The organism is Microbacterium sp. A94 (assembly GCF_051842855.1).
Lineage (GTDB): Bacteria > Actinomycetota > Actinomycetes > Actinomycetales > Microbacteriaceae > Microbacterium.
Genome location: NZ_JBPXMU010000002.1, coordinates 179,444 through 198,303, shown reverse-complemented (window position 1 = coordinate 198,303; position 18,860 = coordinate 179,444). Strand labels below are relative to the sequence as shown.

18 protein-coding genes are annotated in these 18,860 nt (G+C 66.3%); 3 read left to right on the top strand and 15 right to left on the bottom strand.

The features are described from left to right. Positions 1–99 precede the first annotated feature (99 nt). Positions 100–2,214, top strand: coding sequence for a RecQ family ATP-dependent DNA helicase (locus tag ACSU1L_RS06855; protein ID WP_439255202.1), 2,115 nt, complete (start codon positions 100–102; stop codon positions 2,212–2,214). 15 nt (positions 2,215–2,229) lie between these two features. Here ACSU1L_RS06855 and paaZ read toward each other — a convergent pair whose 3' ends face one another. From paaZ to ACSU1L_RS06840, 3 genes are read right to left on the bottom strand one after another with little or no spacing between them, the layout of a single operon-like run. After that, entirely contained in the window at positions 2,230–4,362 is a 2,133-nt protein-coding gene (gene paaZ / locus ACSU1L_RS06850) for a phenylacetic acid degradation bifunctional protein PaaZ (protein ID WP_439255596.1), read from the bottom strand. Continuing rightward, entirely contained in the window at positions 4,362–5,198 is an 837-nt protein-coding gene (locus tag ACSU1L_RS06845) for a 3-hydroxyacyl-CoA dehydrogenase family protein (RefSeq protein WP_439255201.1), read from the bottom strand. Before ACSU1L_RS06845 ends, paaZ begins: the two co-directional genes overlap by 1 nt. Then, the gene (locus tag ACSU1L_RS06840; RefSeq protein WP_439255200.1) at positions 5,195–5,941 is read right to left on the bottom strand and encodes an enoyl-CoA hydratase/isomerase family protein; all 747 of its coding nucleotides are present in this window, start codon (positions 5,939–5,941) and stop codon (positions 5,195–5,197) included. Before ACSU1L_RS06840 ends, ACSU1L_RS06845 begins: the two co-directional genes overlap by 4 nt. A gap of 112 nt (positions 5,942–6,053) precedes the next feature. Between ACSU1L_RS06840 and ACSU1L_RS06835 the strand changes: the two genes are divergently transcribed. Beyond that, positions 6,054–6,671, top strand: coding sequence for a TetR/AcrR family transcriptional regulator (locus ACSU1L_RS06835; protein ID WP_438253949.1), 618 nt, complete (start codon positions 6,054–6,056; stop codon positions 6,669–6,671). Between the two features lie 20 nt (positions 6,672–6,691). Here the strand turns inward: ACSU1L_RS06835 and ACSU1L_RS06830 are convergent, their stop codons facing one another. The 7 genes from ACSU1L_RS06830 to xylB all read right to left on the bottom strand — a co-directional run bounded on the left by ACSU1L_RS06830 (position 6,692) and on the right by xylB (position 14,198). Next, positions 6,692–7,279, bottom strand: coding sequence for a nitroreductase family protein (locus ACSU1L_RS06830; protein WP_439255199.1), 588 nt, complete (start codon positions 7,277–7,279; stop codon positions 6,692–6,694). 123 nt (positions 7,280–7,402) lie between these two features. After that, positions 7,403–8,509, bottom strand: a complete 1,107-nt coding sequence (locus ACSU1L_RS06825) for an ABC transporter permease (RefSeq protein ID WP_439255198.1) — start codon at positions 8,507–8,509, stop codon at positions 7,403–7,405. Beyond that, the gene (locus tag ACSU1L_RS06820) at positions 8,506–9,402 is read right to left on the bottom strand and encodes an ABC transporter ATP-binding protein (protein ID WP_439255197.1); all 897 of its coding nucleotides are present in this window, start codon (positions 9,400–9,402) and stop codon (positions 8,506–8,508) included. The genes ACSU1L_RS06825 and ACSU1L_RS06820 overlap by 4 nt, the downstream gene beginning before the upstream one ends. A gap of 257 nt (positions 9,403–9,659) precedes the next feature. Then, complete coding sequence (locus ACSU1L_RS06815; protein ID WP_439255196.1) at positions 9,660–10,619, bottom strand: phosphotriesterase family protein; 960 nt, start codon at positions 10,617–10,619, stop codon at positions 9,660–9,662. Next, positions 10,619–11,548 carry a shikimate dehydrogenase family protein gene (locus ACSU1L_RS06810; RefSeq protein WP_439255195.1) on the bottom strand — a complete coding sequence of 310 codons (930 nt, stop codon included), beginning with the start codon at positions 11,546–11,548 and terminating at the stop codon, positions 10,619–10,621. The genes ACSU1L_RS06815 and ACSU1L_RS06810 overlap by 1 nt, the downstream gene beginning before the upstream one ends. Positions 11,549–11,589: 41 nt before the next feature. Then, positions 11,590–12,597, bottom strand: coding sequence for a phosphoglycerate dehydrogenase (locus tag ACSU1L_RS06805; protein WP_439255194.1), 1,008 nt, complete (start codon positions 12,595–12,597; stop codon positions 11,590–11,592). Then, complete coding sequence (xylB, locus tag ACSU1L_RS06800) at positions 12,597–14,198, bottom strand: xylulokinase (RefSeq protein ID WP_439255193.1); 1,602 nt, start codon at positions 14,196–14,198, stop codon at positions 12,597–12,599. The genes ACSU1L_RS06805 and xylB overlap by 1 nt, the downstream gene beginning before the upstream one ends. 138 nt (positions 14,199–14,336) lie before the next feature. Between xylB and ACSU1L_RS06795 the strand changes: the two genes are divergently transcribed. After that, the gene (locus tag ACSU1L_RS06795) at positions 14,337–14,948 is read left to right on the top strand and encodes a glucose-6-phosphate isomerase family protein (RefSeq protein WP_439255192.1); all 612 of its coding nucleotides are present in this window, start codon (positions 14,337–14,339) and stop codon (positions 14,946–14,948) included. 39 nt (positions 14,949–14,987) lie between these two features. Here ACSU1L_RS06795 and ACSU1L_RS06790 read toward each other — a convergent pair whose 3' ends face one another. The 5 genes from ACSU1L_RS06790 to ACSU1L_RS06770 form a co-directional block, all read right to left on the bottom strand. Further along, positions 14,988–15,308 carry an NIPSNAP family protein gene (locus tag ACSU1L_RS06790; RefSeq protein WP_439255191.1) on the bottom strand — a complete coding sequence of 107 codons (321 nt, stop codon included), beginning with the start codon at positions 15,306–15,308 and terminating at the stop codon, positions 14,988–14,990. A 1-nt stretch (position 15,309) separates the two neighbouring features. Beyond that, the gene (locus ACSU1L_RS06785) at positions 15,310–15,759 is read right to left on the bottom strand and encodes a thioesterase family protein (RefSeq protein WP_439255190.1); all 450 of its coding nucleotides are present in this window, start codon (positions 15,757–15,759) and stop codon (positions 15,310–15,312) included. Positions 15,760–15,761: 2 nt separating this feature from the next. Beyond that, a complete protein-coding gene (locus ACSU1L_RS06780) occupies positions 15,762–16,556 on the bottom strand; it encodes an SDR family NAD(P)-dependent oxidoreductase (RefSeq protein ID WP_439255189.1) in 795 nt (264 codons plus the stop codon). Positions 16,557–16,711: 155 nt separating this feature from the next. Then, positions 16,712–17,359 carry a response regulator gene (locus ACSU1L_RS06775; RefSeq protein WP_439255188.1) on the bottom strand — a complete coding sequence of 216 codons (648 nt, stop codon included), beginning with the start codon at positions 17,357–17,359 and terminating at the stop codon, positions 16,712–16,714. A 9-nt stretch (positions 17,360–17,368) separates the two neighbouring features. Continuing rightward, positions 17,369–18,859, bottom strand: coding sequence for an ATP-binding protein (locus ACSU1L_RS06770; RefSeq protein WP_439255187.1), 1,491 nt, complete (start codon positions 18,857–18,859; stop codon positions 17,369–17,371). Between the last annotated feature and the right edge of the window lies 1 nt (position 18,860).

Below are 18,860 nucleotides of genomic sequence, written 5' to 3'. Positions count from 1 at the left end.
CGTCTTCTTTACTGACCGATCGTTTAGTTATTATCGCATGATGGATGCTGGAGCGCAAAGGGTGCCGGCGATGTCCGATGCCTCGGGCAGAGTGGGAGTATGACACCCGACGCCGCATCCACCGCTACGCATGAGGCTGCGCTCGCCGCGCTGCGTGAACTGGTCGGGCGCGATGACGCCGTGTTCCATGACGGGCAGTTCGAGGCGATCGAGGCGCTGGTGAGTGGCCGCCGCCGAGCGCTGGTCGTGCAGCGCACCGGATGGGGAAAATCCGCCGTGTACTTTGTCGCGACGCTGCTGCTGCGCCAGCAGGGGGCGGGGCCCACCGTGCTCGTCTCGCCGCTTCTGGCGCTGATGCGTGATCAAATCAACGCGGCAGAGCGCGCCGGCGTGCGCGCTGTGGCGATCAACTCGACCAATGCGCACGAGTGGACGGATGTGCTCGCGCAACTCGACCGCGATGAGGTCGACGTTCTGCTGGTGTCGCCGGAACGGCTCAACAACCCCGCGTTCCGTGAACAGCAGCTGCCGGCGCTGGTGCGCCGCATCGGAATGCTCGTCGTCGACGAGGCGCACTGCATCAGCGACTGGGGGCATGACTTCCGTCCTGATTACCGGCGACTGCGCGATCTCATCACTCAGATGCCCGCGCAGGTACCGGTGCTGGCCACGACCGCGACGGCGAACAGTCGAGTCGTCGCCGATGTCGAGGAGCAGCTCGGCGCCGGTCCGACCGGCGGGGGCGAAGTACTCACCATCCGCGGGCCGCTCGCACGAGCGTCGCTGCGGCTGGGAGTGCTGCGATTGCCGGATGCTGCGAGCCGGCTGGCGTGGCTGCTCAGCCATCTTGATGACCTGCCCGGGTCCGGCATCATCTACACGCTGACCGTTGCCGCCGCCGTCGATACGGCCCGGCTTCTGCGTGAGCGCGGTCACGAGGTGCGCGCCTATACCGGTCAGACCGACTCGGATGAACGCGCAGAGTCCGAGGGCATGCTGAAGCGCAACGAGGTGAAGGCGCTGGTCGCGACCAGCGCGCTCGGGATGGGATTCGACAAGCCCGACCTGGGATTCGTGCTGCACCTCGGCGCCCCCTCGTCGCCGGTGGCCTATTACCAGCAGGTCGGCCGTGCTGGGCGTGCGAGTGACAGCGCCGATGTGCTGCTGCTGCCCGGGGTGGAAGATCGCGACATCTGGCACTATTTCGCCACCGCCTCCATGCCGGATCAGGAGCGCGCCGAACGCGTGATCGCCGCGCTCGGCGATGCGCCGGTGTCGACCCCGGCGCTGGAGGCGATGGTTGACATCCGCCGCACCCCGCTCGAGCTGCTTTTGAAGGTTCTTGATGTCGACGGCGCTGTGCGCCGCGTGCAGGGCGGGTGGGTATCCACCGGCGAGAGCTGGGTCTACGACCGCGAGCGTTATGAGCGGATCGCCGGCGAGCGCTTGGCCGAGCAGCGCAGCATGATCGAGTACGAACAGACGGACGGATGCCGGATGGAATTCCTCCAGCGCTCGCTCGATGACGAAACCGCTGTGCCGTGCGGACGCTGCGACAACTGCGCGGGTGCCTGGTTTCCGACCGAGATCGGCACGACCGCCACAGCCGCCGCGTCCGAATCCCTGGACCGCGTCGGCGTCGTCATCGAGCCGCGGCGCATGTGGCCAACCGGGGCTGATCGGCTGGGTGTCCCGGCAAAGGGGCGCATCGCCGCAGGAGACCAGGCTGGCGAAGGGCGCGCGCTCGCCCGCCTCACCGACCTCGGTTGGGGTGGCACCCTGCGCACGCTGTTCGCGGCCGGGGTGCCCGATGCGCCGATCTCATCGGAGCTGCTCGGCGCCTGCGTGCGGGTTCTCGCAGGTTGGGGCTGGTCCGAACGCCCGGTCGCAGTGGTCGCGATGCCGTCGCGTTCGCATCCGCTGCTTGTCGATTCCCTTGCACGCGGGATCGCCGAGATCGGCAAGCTGCCATACATCGGTGCGCTGACACTCGTCGATGGTGGGCCCACAGGGCAGCCCGGAGGCAACAGTGCCTTCCGGCTCGCGGGCCTCTGGGACCGCTTCAGCGCTGAGGGGATCGAGATCCCGGCAGGTCCGGTGCTGCTCGTCGATGATCAGGTCGACAGCAGGTGGACGCTCACGGTCGCGGCTCGCGTGCTGCGGCAGACGGGAGCGACCAGCGTGCTGCCGTTCGCTCTCGCGCTGCGTGGCTGAAGAAGAAGTACGTGCTCAGGCCGACGCTTTCTCCACCAGCGTCAGCACGTCGTACGTCGCGACGATTTCGTCGTTCTGATTCAGGATGACGGCATCCCAGCGCACCTCGCCGTACTCATCCGTCTCGCGCGGGGTGATCTGCTTCGCGGTGAGCGTGACCCGGATGCTGTCGCCCGGCGAGACCGGGGTCACGAAGCGCAGGTTCTCCAGGCCATAGTTCGCGAGCACCGGCCCCGGCTCCGGGTCGACGAACAGGCCGGCGGCCCAGGACACCAGCAGGTACCCGTGTGCGACGCGTCCCGGAAAGAAGGGGTTGGCGGCCGCTGATTCCTCATCCATGTGCGCGTAGAACGTGTCGCCGGTGAAATGCGCGAACGTCTCGATGTCGTCGAGGGTCACCTCACGGGATGCCGAGGCGATCTGATCCCCGATGCGCAGGTGCGTGAGTGGCTTGCGGAAGGGGTGGATGCCGTCATCGTTTGCGGCAGCACCGGTATGCCACACGCCGGTGATCGCGGTGAGCATATCGGGGGAGCCCTGGATGGCTGTCCGCTGCATGTGGTGTAGTACTGCGCGGATGCCGCCGAGCTCTTCGCCGCCGCCGGCACGGCCGGGACCGCCGTGCACGAGGCCGGGCAAAGGGGATCCGTGTCCGGTGGAGGAGCGCGCATCGTCGCGGTCGAGGAACAGCACCCGGCCGTTCGAAGCCGCGATCGCGCTCATGATCCCGGCGGCGAAGTCGGCGTCGTGCGTTGCGACGCTGGTCACGAGCGATCCGCCGCCGCGGACGACGATGTCGGATGCCTCGGCGACAGTGTCATACGTGATCAGTGAGGACACCGGACCGAATGCTTCGATGCTGTGCACGGCCTCCGCGTGCGCATCGTCGAAGCGCAGCAGTGTGGGCGCGACGAATGCCCCGTGCGCACGCTCCGAACCGTCGGCCGAACCGTCGACCGCACCGTCGGCCGCGCCGTCGACCGAACCGTCAGCCGCACTATCGGGCGCTCCCGGATCCTCCGGACCGATCACGATTCGCCCGCCGCCGGCGATCAGCGCCTGCACCTGCCGCACGACCTCATCGCGCTGCGAGAGCGAGACGAGCGGACCCATCGTCACGCCCTCGGTGCGCGGGTCACCGATGACGATCTTGTCTTCGATGCGCGCGCGGACGGCCTCGATCACGGCATCCGCCTGAGCTGCGGGCACAACCGCTCGCCGGATCGCCGTGCACTTCTGACCGGCTTTCGACGTCATCTCAGTGACGAGCTGACGAATGTACGCGTCGAACTCCGGTGTACCGGGGGCCGCATCGGGGCCGAGCACGGAGGCATTGATCGAGTCCGTCTCAGCGGTGAACCGCACGCCGCCGGTCTGCACAGCCGGATGCCGGCGCAGCAGCGCCGCCGTCGACGCGCTGCCGGTGAATCCGACGATGTCGCCCAGTCGTAGGTTGTCGAAAAGCGTCGGTACGCTGCCGCTGACCAGCTGCAGCGATCCCTCCGGCAGGAGGTCGGCCTCGACGAGGATCCGCACGAAAGCCTCGGTCAGATATCCGGTGGGGGTTGCCGGCTTCACGAGCGTCGGCATTCCGGCGAGAAAGGCGGGGGCGAACTTCTCCAGCGGTCCCCAGACCGGAAAGTTGAACGCGTTGATCTGCACGGCGACTCCTGGCAGACGCGTATAGATGTGACGCCCGAGAAAGGAGCCGTCCTTCGACAGGGGTTCGACGGGGCCGTCGACGTACACCTGCGCGTTCGGCAGCTCGCGGCGCCCCTTGCCCGAGTATGCGAACAGCACGCCGATGCCGCCGTCAATATCGACCCACGAGTCGGCCTTCGTCGCGCCCGTGCGGGCAGACAGGGCGTAGAGCTCCTCTTTGCGTTCGGTCAGGGCCAGGGCGAACTTCTTCAGCAGCACCGCTCGCTGGTGGAAGGTCAGCGCGCCCAGGCTCGCCTGTCCGGTGGTGCGCGCGTAGTCCAGAGCGCCCGTCAGATCCAGACCCGTGGTGCTGACGTGCGCGATCTCCTCCCCGGTCGAGGCATCCCGCACCGTCGTCATCTCGCTCATCGCAACAGCGGTGGTATCCACCGGCGCAGCGGGGGTCCACCACGAACCCTGCACGTAGCTGGGCAGCACATCAATCATCAGTCGTCCCATCTGTAGAAGCCTTCGCCGCTTTTGCGGCCGAGTTTGCCGTCCGTGACCAGCTGGCGCAGCAGGTCCGGTGGCGCGAAGCGCTCGCCGAGGGCGGCATGCAGCTCTTCTGCAATGGCGAGGCGCACGTCGAGTCCGACGACGTCGGTCGTGCGCAGCGGCCCGAGCGGATGCCGGTACCCGCGCTCCATCGCTGTGTCGATGTCTTCGGCTGTGGCGACGCCGTCCTCCAGCATCCGAATCGCCTCGAGCGCGAGCACAAGGCCGAGCCGACTGGACGCGAAGCCGGGAGAATCGCGCACCGTGATCGGCGTCTTGCCGAGCGCTTCGACCCACCCGCGCGCCGCTGCGATGACGGCGGGGTCGGTGGCCGTGCCGGTCACGATCTCGACGAGCGCGGATGCCGGCACCGGGTTGAAGAAGTGCAGCCCGAGGAACCTGTTCGGACGCGCCAAGCCGACAGCCAGGGCATCGATCGAGATGGACGACGTGTTCGATGCGAGCGCGGCATCCGCGCTGAGCACCCGCTCGATTCGATGAAGCGCCTCAGCCTTGAGCGCGCGGTCTTCTGGAACCGCCTCGATCACGAGATCGCAGTCGCTGAATGCCGAGATATCGACGCCTACCGCCAGGGCAGCGGCGAAGTCGTCGATGCTTCCTGTGGCTCCGCGCTGGATGGAGCGGGATAGGTTGTCGCGGATGCGGCCGGCCGCAGCATCCGCTGTTTCCTCGTCGCGCTCGACGACCGTCACCGAGCTTCCGGTGATCACGAACGCGTGCGCGATCCCGCTGCCCATGCGCCCGCCGCCCAGCACGCCCACCCTCATCGGTGGCCGCGTTTCTCGAGAAATTCAGTCATGCGACGCATCTTCTCCGAGCTCTCGAACAGTTCGGCCTGCAGTTCGCCGTCGATCTGCGGGTGGGCATCGCGCGGCGCGCGCAGTGCTGTCTTCGTGTGCCGAATGGCAAGCGGGTCGCTCTGCGTGATGCGGTCAGCGATCGCATGCGCGGCCGCGAGGAGTTCCTCGGGCGGATGGATGCTGGACACCAGGCCCGCCGAGAGCGCCTCATCCGCCCCGACTAGTCGGCCGGTGAGCAGCATCTCGCTGGCCAGGCCATCGCCCACGATCTCGCGCAGGCGCCAGGTTGCGCCGGCAGCGGCGATGATGCCGAGGCCCGGTTCCGGGTTGCCGATCTTCAGCGTCGGCGTTGCAATGCGAATGTCTGCGGCATAGGTGAGTTCGGCCCCGCCGCCGAGCGCGAAGCCTTCCAGCGCGGCGATCACCGGCATCGGCAGCTCGCGAATGCGGATGAACGCGGTCGCATTGATGCCGCGGTGGGCATCTGCCGCGCGGCGGGCGCGCAACTGACTGATGTCGGCACCGGCGGCGAAGACACCCGCAGTGCCGGTGAGGATAAGCACGCGCGGCGTGTGCTCGAGGTCTGCGCAGAGCGCGTGCAGAGCGTCGATCATCTCGCGGTCGATTGCGTTGCGCTTGTCCGGGCGGTTCAATCGGGCGATGACGCGGTCGGATTGGGAATCGATGATGAGGGGTGTATCGCTCATCATCACGCTCCTGACTGCCTCGTCGCCTCGGTCGGGCACAGATTCCTGACCATTCGTTCAGTATTTGATTATTGCAGGGGAGCAGTGGCTCGGCAATGGTGCGAGACTGGAGCGCGTGTCAGAATCTGAAAAGTCGAATGCGGCCGAGAGCGCGCGACGAGGGCGCCCCGGCTACGACCAGCGCCAGGTGCTCGACATCGCCGTGCAGGTCTTCATCGAGCAGGGGTACGACGCCACATCGGTGGCGACGCTGGCCACGAGGCTTGGGTTGACGAAGTCCGCGCTGTACCACCACTTCGACTCCAAAGAGGCGCTGCTGGAGGTCGCGCTCGAAGAGGCGATCGGCTCGTTGGAGGGCGTTCTTCGCGAGCCCGGAGCGCAGGCCGGTTCCGCGCGCGAGCGGCTGGAGTATGTGCTGCGCGGTGCGGTGCGGGTGCTCGTCGACAAGATCGCATTCGTCACGCTTCTGCTGCGCGTGCGGGGCAACAGTAATGTCGAGCGGGCAGCGCTGGAGCGCCGGCGAGCGTTCGACCGTCAGGTGACGGTGCTTGTGCGCATGGCTCAGGCCGAGGGTGCGGTCCGAGAAGACGTCGACGCTTCGGTGGCCACACGCCTACTGTTCGGCATGGTCAACTCGATCGTCGAGTGGTACCAGCCGGCCGGCGCCGAAGGGGCAGATGGGCTCGCTCGCGACGTACTGGCCGTGGCTTTGGATGGGCTGCGCAGGGGCTGACCTGCGTTCCCGAAGCCGTTTCAGGCGCTCGCGATCACCGTTTCAGCGAGCGAACGGCGCACGCGCGGGGTGGACTCGCGCTGTTGCAGCTTCTCCGACAGCGTCGACGGGTCGCCCAGCGCGCCGAGCGCGATGACCGAGGTGGGGGTGAAGCGATCTTCGACCCCCGGCAGCGCCCGCAGGCTTTCGCGGTCGACGCCACCCATCTGGTGCACGTAGAGGCCATCGGCATGAGCTTGCACCGACAGATGAGCCACCGCCTGGCCGAGGTCGTACTGTGCCCACGGACGCGGATTTCCCTCGGCATCCGCGTCTTCCGAGAGCGCGACGATCAGCACCTGGGCGGTACCGGCCCACTCCCGGTTGAAGCCCATCAGGGCCTCATCGATCTTCACGTGCAGATCGGTGCCCCGACGCGCGACGATGAAGCGCCACGGCTGCGTGTTGCTCGCGGACGGCGACCAGCGAGCGGCCTCCAGCGCAGCGACGAGCTTGTTCTCATCGATCGGCGTCGCCATTTCGAATGCGCGGGGACTCCAGCGCTGGGCGAGAACATCGAGAACGGGAACAGAGGTCTCGGCGGTGCGATCGAGAAGCGGAGTGCTCATGGTGCCTTTCAGAGGAGGACGGGCCGACACCATTGTCCGCATTCTTCAGCGACAACCGGCGTATGCGTGCGCATATTCCCGCATCGAAGAAAATGACGCGGGAATATGCGGATGGGATGTCGCTCAGCCGCGCAGGGCCTCGCGGAACTTCACGCGGGCGCCCATCTTCAGCAGGGCGTTCTCGTAGATCTTCGCGCCGAGCATGATCACCAGGGCGCACGCGCCGAGCATGATCGCCATCGACAGCAGCGGCTCCCACCAGGCGGCCTCATTGAAGAACAGCCGGATCGGCATCGCCACGGGAGCGGAGAACGGCACGTAGGAGAGCACCGTCATCACCGTTGGGTTGTCGCCGAAGAAGATCACCAGGAAATACGGGATCATCGTCAGGTACATCACCGGTGTCATCGTCGCGCCGACATCCTCCTGGCGGGAGACCATCGAACCCGCGGCGGCGAACATGGCGGCGAGCAGGATGAAGCCGAAGAAGAAGAACACCGCGAACCAAGCGATCGGCCCTCCGATTCCCTGCAGGACAGCCGTCTGCCCCGACACGATCAACCCGATCGTGCCGACCACGACCAGCATGAGGATCTGCGAGATCGCGAGCAGCGTATTGCCGATCACCTTGCCTGCCAGCAGTACCCGTGCCGGAATCGCCGAGAGCAGGATCTCGATCACGCGCGTCTGCTTCTCCTCGACCACACTCGTCGCGATGGGGGAGCCGAACGTGATCGCGGCCATCATGAACACCAGCCCGAACGCGATGCCGAGGATGTAGCGTATCGCGCCACCGGCCTCATCCGGATTGAGCAGCTCAACCGACGGCGGCGATGACAGCAACATCATCAGACTCTGCGGTGCCTGCTTGTCAGCGATGACCAGCAGCCCGGTCGCGGACGAAGCGTCTTCGACGATGGCCGCTTCAGCGTCGCCGGAGCGCACCAGCTCTTCTGCGGCATCCCGGTCGGCGACCTCGGTCACCTCGTAGCCGTCGATGTTCTCCAACGCGGATGCTGCGTTGCTTGTTGCCGCGATCTGCGTCGCGCTCGGGTTCGCGCTGGAGACGCCGGCCCAGATGACGCCAGCCAGCGCGATCAGCAGCAGGATGGCGGTCGAGATGAGATAGGCCTTGCTGCGCAGCTTCGTGCTCAGCTCGCGCTCGGCGACGAGCCAGACGCCCTGACCGGCGCTGAGAGTTCTGGTCGCGGTTCGGGTCGAGGCGTTCACTGGATGACCTCCTTGAAGATCTGAGAGAGCGAGGGATGCTGCGGGGCGAAGCGGGAGACATCGCCGCCGTCGAGAGCACGGCGCAGAACCCGCTGAGCGATGGCGGGGTCCTCAGCGTCGAATACGGCGTTGCCGCCCTCGAAGTCGACGACGGTGATCCCCGTCTCCTCGCGCAGCCAGCCGACGTCACCGGTGCTCTCCAACTCCCAGCGCGGAGCGGAGTGCTCTGCGCGCAACTGCTCGCGAGGACCAGCGGCGCGGATCGTGCCACCGGCGATGATGACGAGGTCATCGCACAGACGCTCGACGACATCGAGCTGATGGGAGGAGAACAGGACCGAGACGCCGCGTGCCGCACGCTCCTGAAGCACGCCAGCGACAGTCTCGACCGCGAGCGGGTCCAGACCCGAGAACGGCTCATCGAGGATGAGGACACCGGGGTCGTGCACGAGGGATGCCGCGATCTGCGCCCGCTGCTGGTTTCCGAGCGAGAGCGCCTCGAGGTTGTCGTTCAGTCGTTCGCCGAGTCCGAGTTCTGTGAGGAGGGCGGTCGCCTTCTCGGTGGCATCCGATTTGTTGAAGCCATGCAGTCGCGCGAGGTACACCACCTGCTCGAGCACCTTCATCTTCGGGTACAGGCCGCGTTCTTCGGGCATGTACCCGAACTGGCGGCGTGCCTCGGAGGTGAGGTCCGCTCCGCCGAGGGTGACCGTGCCGCCGTCCGAGGCGAGCAGGCCCAGCACGATTCGCATGGTCGTTGTCTTGCCCGCGCCGTTGCCGCCGACGAAGCCGGTGAGGTGGCCGGGAGCGACCGAGAAGGTGATGTCATCGAGTACCCGGCGGGTGCCGTAGCTCTTTGTGATTCCTGCCAGTTGCAGGGTTCCTGAAGTCATACCTCCAGGCTAGGAGCGCGTGGACTCACCCGGCATCCCCCGCAGGGCGGATATTAAGAGTCCGTCGTCCAGGGGAGGTGTCGCGTTTGGTCGCTTCGCTCGCGTTGAAGCGGCCATCTGCGACACCTGTGACGGGGTGGGACGCGGATGCTTCTGCGGGGGAGCGCGGCAGGTGTCGCGTTTGGCCGCATCGCGTGCGTTGAAGCGGCAACTTGCGACACCTGCGGTGCGGGTGGCGCGGAACCCGCAACACGGACTCAGCCGAGGTCGAGCAGACGAGCAGGGTTCGCGACCAGGAGGCGGTCGACGACCTCACTACCGATGCGCTCGCGCAGTCGCGGCAGGTGCCGCTCGCCGAGGTAGCCCAGCCCGGGCATGCCGCCATAGGAGATGTACCGGGTGCTTCGGGCGACGTCGCCGCCGAGCACGATGCGATCGCCGGCGCCGCGTTCGATGGCTGCGGCGGTCAGTTCGAGCAGTTCAGCGTCGCTGCGGGTACGCGGTCGGGCGAACCCGTCATAGCCGAGGTATGCGCCGCGTTCGGCGAGCGATGCGTGCAGCCCCGGATCCGGGTCGCGGTCGGCGTGGGCGAGCACGATGCGATCGGATGCGACGCCCGAAGCTGCCAGCAGATCGAGAACCTCATGCGCTGCCGTGCAGAATTCCAGGTGCACCATCACCGGTGCGTTGCTCGCGCGATGCGCCACGGCCAGGGCTTCGAGCGTGGTGCGCTCGAAGTCGCTGATCCGCCAATAGTCGATACCGCCCTTGAGCATGCCCGCCCGCACGCGGGTGCCGGTTTCGGTGCGTGCCGCCGGGACGATCGCCATTTCGAAAACGGCGTCGTCTTCTCGGGCCATGCCCACGGTGAGGTCGGCGATGAACAGCTCTGCCAGCTGTTCGACGCTCCATACCTGCATCGGATGGTCTTCTCCGTAGTGCGCTTCGCGGTGACGGCCGGTGGTGGCAACGATGTGCATTCCGGTCGCCGTGCTGATGCGGGCGAGCGCCTCGGGGTTTCGTCCGAGACCGAAGGGCGTGGCATCCACCATCGCGGCGAAGCCGCTGGCCTTCAGCAGCGCTGCCTCGGAGGCCGAGGCATCCTCGTCATCGAGCTCGTCTCCGGGCAGCAGTGGGCTGACCTGGAAAAGGTGCTCGTGGTAGTTCGTCGGCCCGAGCAGTGCCGGGTCGATGTCACCGAGGACGGTGCGAATCATCAGCGCACTCCCTCGGCGGCCTCCGCAAGCTGCTCGACGATGTCGGCGGTCAGCTCCAGCTCGAACACATCGGCGACCACCTGCGACCAGCCGTGGATGAAGTAGCGCCAGCCGTCGACGACATGGAGGTTCTGGGACTGCTCCTGACCGCGTGCCTGGTGCAGGAACTCCAGCGTGCCGCGGTAGTTGAACTCCCAGACGTACGCGCCCTCGGGGAAGACGACGTCGTCGGGCAAGGGGGATCCGGGGCGGTCCTTGCCGAGGCCGGTGGCGTTGACGATCAGCGACCCGCGGGGTGCTGCGGCAACGAGCGCGGCGGCATCCTCGACAGAATCGGTGCGCACGTACTCGATGAGCCCGTCACGGGTGCCGTGCTGGCGGTGCACCTCGCGCAGGTGGTCGAGCTTGTCGTCGCTGCGTGCGGTGACGGTGACCTTCTGCGGGGCGTCGTCGCGCTCGGCCAGGGCCCAGCTGAGTGCGGTGCCGGATCCGCCCGCGCCGAGGATGATGACCTCAGCGCCCGTGGTGGTGAAGTAATCCGCCGGCAGGAAGTCGTTCAGAGCGAGGTCGACCGTGATCGGGTCCTTCGCGCGGCCGGAGAGCTTGTCACCGCGCTTGGCGATGCTGGAGATCTCCGAGCATGAGATCGCGAACGGGTCGAGCTCGTCGAAGAGTTCGGATGCCGCGGCGAACACGTTCATCTTGTGCGTGGTGACGAGGGCGCCGCGGTGATGCGGGTCGTCGCGGATCTGCTCGACGAGCGCGCGGTACTGCTCAGGGGCGGCATCCATCGGCAGGTCGTGGCCGATCAGCGTGCGCGTGGGCAGGCCCAGGATGTCGGCCCACAGGGGGAACACCTTCATGATCGACGATGACCCGGTGGTCACGCCAACGAAGCCCATGTAGTCGCTCGCGGGTGGTGTGCTCATGTTGCGGAGCCTTTCATCTGTTCCGGTCGCACTTCGTGCGGTTAAAAAGTGGGTTTAGCAGCGTCAAGTGCGACCGGAGCCGCGGTGGGGGCGGGGTGAGATCCGGAGACCGGATGCTGCGGGGCCTCGCCCGAGAGGACGGCGAGGACGTCAGCCAGTGACATCGAGCCCATATTGTCGACGGCCTGGGTCGTCTGCGCTCCGAGGTGCGGGGTCACGATCACGCGGTTGGCGAGATCGTCGACCAGTAGGGGACTGGCGGATGCTGCCGTGTCGCCGTCGAGCGTGTCAGCGGCGTAGCCGGCGAGGCGGCCGTCGTGCAGCGCCGCAGCAACCGCCTGCTCGTCGACGAGGTCGGGCCGGGCGGTGTTCACGATGATGCCGCCGATGCGCATGCTCCGCAGTCGTGCGGCGTCGACGAGACGCTGCCCGCCGGGAGCATGCAGGGTGATGAGATCGGCGGTCTGGAAGAGCTCGTCCAATTCCATCGGCTCGGCGCCGAGATCGCGGATGCGGTCAGCGGGGAAATACGGATCGGCGGCGATCACGCGACTGCCGAAGCCCCCGAGGCGCCGGGCGACGCCCTGGCCGATGCGGCCGAATCCGACGATGCCGACGGTGGCGGCACCCAGCTCTCGGCCTCGGCGGACGCTCCAGTCGCCCTGGCGCACGCGCCGGTCGCCGTCCGGGATGGTTCGCAGGGCCGCGAGCATGAGGCCCACGGCCTGGTCGGCGACGGCCTCGGCGTTTGCGCCGGGAGTGTTGGTGACCGGGATGCCCCTGGCCTCGGCCGCGGCGATGTCCACCGCCTCCGTGCCGACGCCGTAGCGCGCGATGATCTTCAGGTTCGGCGCTGCATCCAGGTGAGCTGCGGTGACCGGGCCGGTGCCGGCGATCCAGGCGTCGGCCCCGGCGAGCAGCGGAGCGAGCTCGTGGAGATCGTGGTGCGCTGGTCCGCGAACGATGTCGTGTCCTGCATCCGCTGCGCGCGCGACGAGGTCGATATCACCGTCGGAGAACGAACGGCTGGTGGCGAGAATGATGCCCATCAGTGAGCTCCTTCGGTTTCGTCTGCCGGGACAGATGCCGGCGCAGAACCACGGATGTCGGCCGATTCGGCCGATTTCGGCATACGTTCGTTCCCGTCGGCAGACATCTGTACCGCGGGTCCTGATGCGAACCACGGTGCCAGCGCCGCATAGGCCGAGGTGAAGCGGGCATGGCGGGTGGCGTAGATGCTGTGGCGCGAAGCATCCGGGGTGAACTCCGCCGTCACTTCACTCAGTGCGCGGGCCGCAGAGAAGTCGGCGAGGCCGAGTCCGACCGCGCCGGTGACAGCAGCACCGAGGCTGTTCGCCTCTTCGACGATCGTGCGTCGGCGCACCGGCATCCCCCAGACGTCCGCGAGGATCTGCAGGAGGGCATCGCTCTGCGCGCCCCCGCCGACGGCGTCGATGCTCTCGAGCACGGTGCCCGATTCGCGGAACGCATGGATGCTGGTGAGCAGATTGAATCCGATGCCCTCGAGCACGGCGCGAACCAGGTGCTCGCGGCTGTGGTGACGGCCGATGCCGACGAAGCCCCCGCGGGCGTTCGGGTCCCAGATGGGGGAGCGCTCGCCGAGGAGGTAGGGGAGGAAGTAGAGGTCTTCGGTATCGAGGTCGCCTCCGGCTTCGGAGGTGAGGCGGGCTGTCTCGGGCTTTGCGGGGTCGGGCGAGAGCGCCTCGGAGATCCACTGGATCGAGCCGCCGCCGGCCTGCATCGTCGCTGTCGGCACGAAGGATCCGGGCACGACGTTGTCGAAGGTGAACGTGCCCATCCCCGGGTCATGCAGCGGAGCGTGCGAAGCGAAGGAGATCCAGGATGAGGTGCCCAAGCACACGTACGCGCCATCTTCCGGAGCGACGATGCCGGAGCCGACGGCGGCCATCGGCCCATCTCCGCCGCCCATCACGACGCGGACGCCGGTGTGCAATCCCAGAGCAGCGGCGGCATCGGCGGTCAGCGAACCGGCGATCGCGGTCGACTCGAGAATCTCGGGGAACAGTGCGCGGTCCAGACGTGCCGCCTGCAGCACCTCATCCGACCAGTCGCCGGTGCGCTGGTCGTAGGCGTTCGTGCCGGACGCGTCGGAGCGATCGGTCGCCAGGCGACCGGTGAGACCGAGGACGATGTAGTCCTTGGCAACGCAGAAGCGCCGCACACGTGCCCAGATTTCCGGCTCGTTGTCGCGCACCCACATGACCTTCTCGACCGAGTAGGTAGGGTTCAGGCGGTGTCCGAGCACGGTGTAGGCGTGCTCGGCGCCGAGCGTCTGTTCGAGTTCCCGCTGCTGCTTGCTCGCGCGAGTGTCGGCCCAGATGATGGCCGGGCGGACGGGTGTGCCCTCGCCGTCGAGGAGGACGGCACCCATCATCTGGCCGCTGACAACGAGTCCCTGCACGTCTGGGGCTGCAGTTTCGGTGCGGGCGAGGAGTTCGCGGGTTGCTGAGACGACGGCATCCCACCAATCCTGTGGATTCTGCTCGGCGATGCCGCCGGCGGCGAAGTGGGCGGGGTAACTGACGGTGGTCGCTGCCACGAGACGGCCATCGTCGTGGTGCAGCGAGGCCTTGTTTCCCGTCGTGCCGAGGTCGTGGGCGATGATCACGGTTCGTGCCTGCTTCGTTGGTTGCGGTTCCGGATTGTGCTGTTTTGGAGTATACCTGTAATTACATGTCTTGTAGTTACAAGTTGTGGCAACATCGACTGCGCTGTTTAGAGCGCCCATCATCATCAGGAGAGCACCGTGAGCAACCACCCCGTCGTGGACCTTCCCACCCTGCTGGACATCTCGCCCCAGGGCGGCATCGAGGGCCGGTCCCGTCGTTACGAAAAATACCTCGGTGACATGGACGGCGTCTACCGTGATGACGCAGCCTGGCAGGACGCCGTCGGCGAGCGCGGTGTCGAAGAACTCGTCTACTGGGTCGATGACCATCGCTACCAGGAGGGACCCGGCGCGCTGATCGTCGGTACGAGCACACTGCTGCCCGGACGCTACGGGGAGGAGTTCGCCGTCACCCGCGGGCACCTGCACGCGATCGCCGATCGTGCCGAGCTGTACTACTGCCTGAGCGGCCGCGGCGTCATGCTCCTGGAGACGCTCGACGGTCAGACCTCGGCTGTCGAACTCACGCCGGGCAAGGCGGTTGACGTGCCCGGTCACTGGATCCACCGCAGCGTCAACGTCGGCGACGAGCCCTTCGTCACCCTGTTCTGCTACGCCGCAGATGCCGGGCAGGACTACGCCGTGATCGCCGACGCAGGCGGGATGAAGAATCTTGTTGTCGCTGATGGTGATGGCTGGGCGCTCAAGCCGAACCGCGATCACACCGGGTACCGGGCGTACGCGGAGTAGAAGACGAGCGCCGCGTGCGTCCTGGACGGACACTCACGTTCAGGCCAGCGGCGATCTCGCGGTCGGTCGCACGGTCATCTTCGTCACTGAACTGCGGTCCAGGAGCTGGTCGACGCGCGGGCTGATATCGGTCAACCACGCTTCGGACTGATATATCTCACGGTAACCGGCCGCCCGCGCGTCTTCGTCTTCGAACGCCCGGATCCAAACATAAACATCGTCATCGTCCTCGTCCATGAACGTGCCGAGAACGGCGACGCCGGCGGCCGCGTGCAGCGGGAGAACGGCCTCCTCCATGAACCGGATCCAATCGCTGCGTCGACCGGGAAGAGTCCGGTAGCGGCGAATCTCATAGAGCACGTCAAGCGCTCCAGCTGGCGAGCCGCTGCGCGGCGATCGGTGAGAATTCCACCGCTCGCCTTGTGGTCAGGTCGACATTGATGAGCGTCGCATCGAAGGCGCAGGCGAGGCGGCCGTGCGATTCGTCGAGGAGATAAGCGGTCATGTTCAGTGCTTTTCCGGTCGTGGCACCGACGCGCACCCGAGTCGAGTACGTATCCGCGAGTCGCAGCTCAGCGAAGTAGCGGATGTGATGCTCAGCTGTGAAGACATCCGCACCAGCGCTGCTGCGATAGTGATCATCGAGGCCGAGCCTTTCGCACATTCCGAGGATCGCCCTCGCGGCCGCGTCGAAGTAGAAGCGGATGTTCATGTGATCGCGGTCATCGATCTGCGAATCCTGGACGATCAGTGACTCCCAGATCGGCAGTGCATTCAGCTGCTCGTAGGTCGGAACAGGTGTGTGCGACACGGTCAGACAACCCGGGTCTGACCGTCGATCGCGAGGGTGTGGCCAGTGACATACGACGCGCTGGGTGATGCGAGGAAAACCACGCCGTCAGCGATGTCGTCCGGTGTCGCGAGACGGCGAAGTGCCACGTCGGCGGACTTCTCAGCGAACCCGGTGTCCGCAGAATTGGCGCGTACGCGCCCCGTCATTGTGTACCCGGGAGCAACAGCGTTTACACGGATCCCCTCTGGGCCCACCTCTTCCGCCAACGCGCGGGTGTAGTAGCCCAATGCGATCTTCGACATCCCATAGCCGGCGAGCTTTCCTTCGGGGTGAGCAACGGATGCCGAGAGCGAAGTGGTGTTGACGATCGCAGCCTGCGTCGACTCCCGCAGTGCAGGCACCGCGGCCTGACACATGTAGATCGCTGACATCAGGTTCACATCCAAGATGTGCCGGATGTCCTCGACCGGAATCGTACTGGCGCTGCTGCGGACGAATGGCGTGATCGCGCCACCGGCGATGTTGGCGACGACATCGAGACCGCCCCACGCATCCACAACTTTCGCGACGATGCGGGACGCTGCAGTGGGATCGGTGAGATCTGCCTGGATGCCGAGAGCGCGGCGTCCGAGCCCCTCGATTGCCGCTGTGGTCGGAGCGTCCTCCTCGCCGGGGATGCCCTTGCCGGAGGTGAGGTCGATATCGACGACCGCGACGTCAGCGCCCTGCTCAGCCAGTCGAATAGCGACGGCACGGCCGATTCCTCGCCCTGCGCCGGTCACGATCGCTCTGATTCCCTGCAGCTGCTCGCCCACGAAACGTCCTCGTCTCATACTCGGCCGCCGGTGCGGCCTATCGACCGTCACTCGGTCGTGAGGCCAGTCAACCCGATCCGGTGCGGTGCAGTGTCAGTCCGCCGTCCCGATGGGCACGCGACACATGTCTCGCATCGATCGCAATGCAGCGGGCGTCAACTGATGGTGACGATGCCCTCGCGGATCGCCCAGAGCGCCACCTGGATACGAGAGTTCAACCCGAGCTTCGAGATGATGTGGCTCACATGTGTGCGCGCGGTGCGCTCACTGAGAAAGAGCGTGTCAGCGATCTCCTGATTCGACATCCCCTGTGCGACCAGTGCGACGACTTCCGTCTCGCGCTCGCTCAGAACCGGTTGCGCAGCGCCGCGCGCGGAGTTCGCGACCGTCATCGCGACCTGTGGATCGATATAAGCCTGACCGCGTGCTGCGGTGCGCGCGGCTTCAGCGACCTGCTCGGGAGAGGCATTCTTCAGGAGATAGCCGTTGACGCCCGCACTCATCGCGCCGTTGACTGTTGCCGCGTCGGTCGAGCTCGTGAGCGCCACGATCTTGAGATCCGGATAGCGTGCGCGCAATTGTTGGATCGCGCTGATTCCGTCGAGTCCGGGCATCAGCAGGTCCATCAGCACGACATCGGGTTCGCGAGTCTGCGCGGCGAGGGTGTCGACCACGGCGATTGCCTCGCGCCCATCGGCCGCTTCGCCGACGATCGCCAGATCGGCCTCTGTGTCCAAGAATGCTCGCAGGCCCTTGCGAACCATTGCATGGTCGTCGACGAGGACGATGGTGATCTCGGTCATGATGTTTCCTCAGCTCTGCGTCACGTGACTGCTCTGGCCGCGAAAGGCGCCGGGAAAGATGGCGGTCACAGTCGTGCCTTCCCCCGGTGTTGCTTGCAGCGTCAATGATCCTCCGTGAACCTGCGCGCGTTCGCGCATGGAGTCGATTCCGACGGCGCTTGCGCTGCGTTGAGAGTTCACGAATCCGATTCCATCGTCGGCGACCTCGACGCGCAGTGCTGTCGGATCGTCCGAAGCGCGTGCGAAGCGGACGGTGACGCGTGAGGCGCCCGAATGCTTGGCCGCATTGCGGATCGCTTCAATCACGAGCAGGAAGACATCGTCCTGCAAATCGGCGGCCACTGCATCGGAATCGTTCTCAGCGACTATCTCGATGCTCATTCCCTGTGGAAGATCGAGTTCGTCGCACTTCGACTGCACGGCCTGCAGTAATCCGCCACCGCCGACCTCGACGGCTCGTCCTCGAAGGATGGTCGCCCGCATCTGAGCCAGTGCGCGACGGGACTGTTCGTACAGGTCATCGACTTCTTCGGAGAGCTCGACGTCGGCGCCAGCTCCGAGTCGACGCGCAAGGGCACGCGTGCGCAGCGAGAGCGAGAAGAGCTCCTGCGTCACCGAGTCGTGCAGTTCTCGTGAGAGCTTCAATCGCTCGTCCTGCGCGGCTTGCTCTCGCAATAGCCGTAGCATCCGCGCGTTGGAGATCGCGATCGCTGCGTAGTCCGCCATCGCACGCAGGAACGCGATGTCATCGTGATCGAGCTCGATATCCTCGCGGCAGAAGACTGTCAGGGCGCCGACGACATCATCGATCCCCGCGATTCCCCGTACCTCGATGGGAGCGGCGATCAAGGTGCCGATGCGCAGGCCGCGAACCGTCTCGTAGAGGGGCTCCCACCGTGCATCGGCGAAGATCGCGTTTCGCCAGTGTGGATCCACGATGATTCGACGTTCTTCGAGCGACCGCAACGTGAGAAGCGGGGCCCCGAGCCGGCGACAGGCCTCGAGTTGTTCGGCATAGTCGTCGGGTAGTCCAGAGGTGCCGGCGATGCGCACACGATGATCCGCGTCCAGCAAAGTAAGCGCGCAGGATTCCAGGTCCGCAGCGATCCGCACTTCCCGCGCGAGCTTCTTCAATGCCGCGTCGAGCTGGTCGGTGGTACTGAGTGCCTCGGCGATCGTGACGATGGCGTCGAGCTGCCTGCCGCGTCGAGACTTTTCGTGAACGGGTTCGAACCGAATCAGGAAGCGCTCCGCGTTTTCAGATTCGAACGGAACGCTTGAGAACTCGACCGCGGTCCATCCGATGCGCGTGTGACGTACTCTGCCGTGAAATTGTTGCGAGCGGTCATCGCTGAACGGCGACGGCCGACCGATCAGGTCGGTGTCCTCGCCGATGATCGCCATCGCCGCGGGATTGATGTACAGGTAACGGCTGTCCGCATCGATGATGGCGTGCGGCTCTAGCGACTGATCGAGCAGCAGCTCAACCTCGGATCGCATT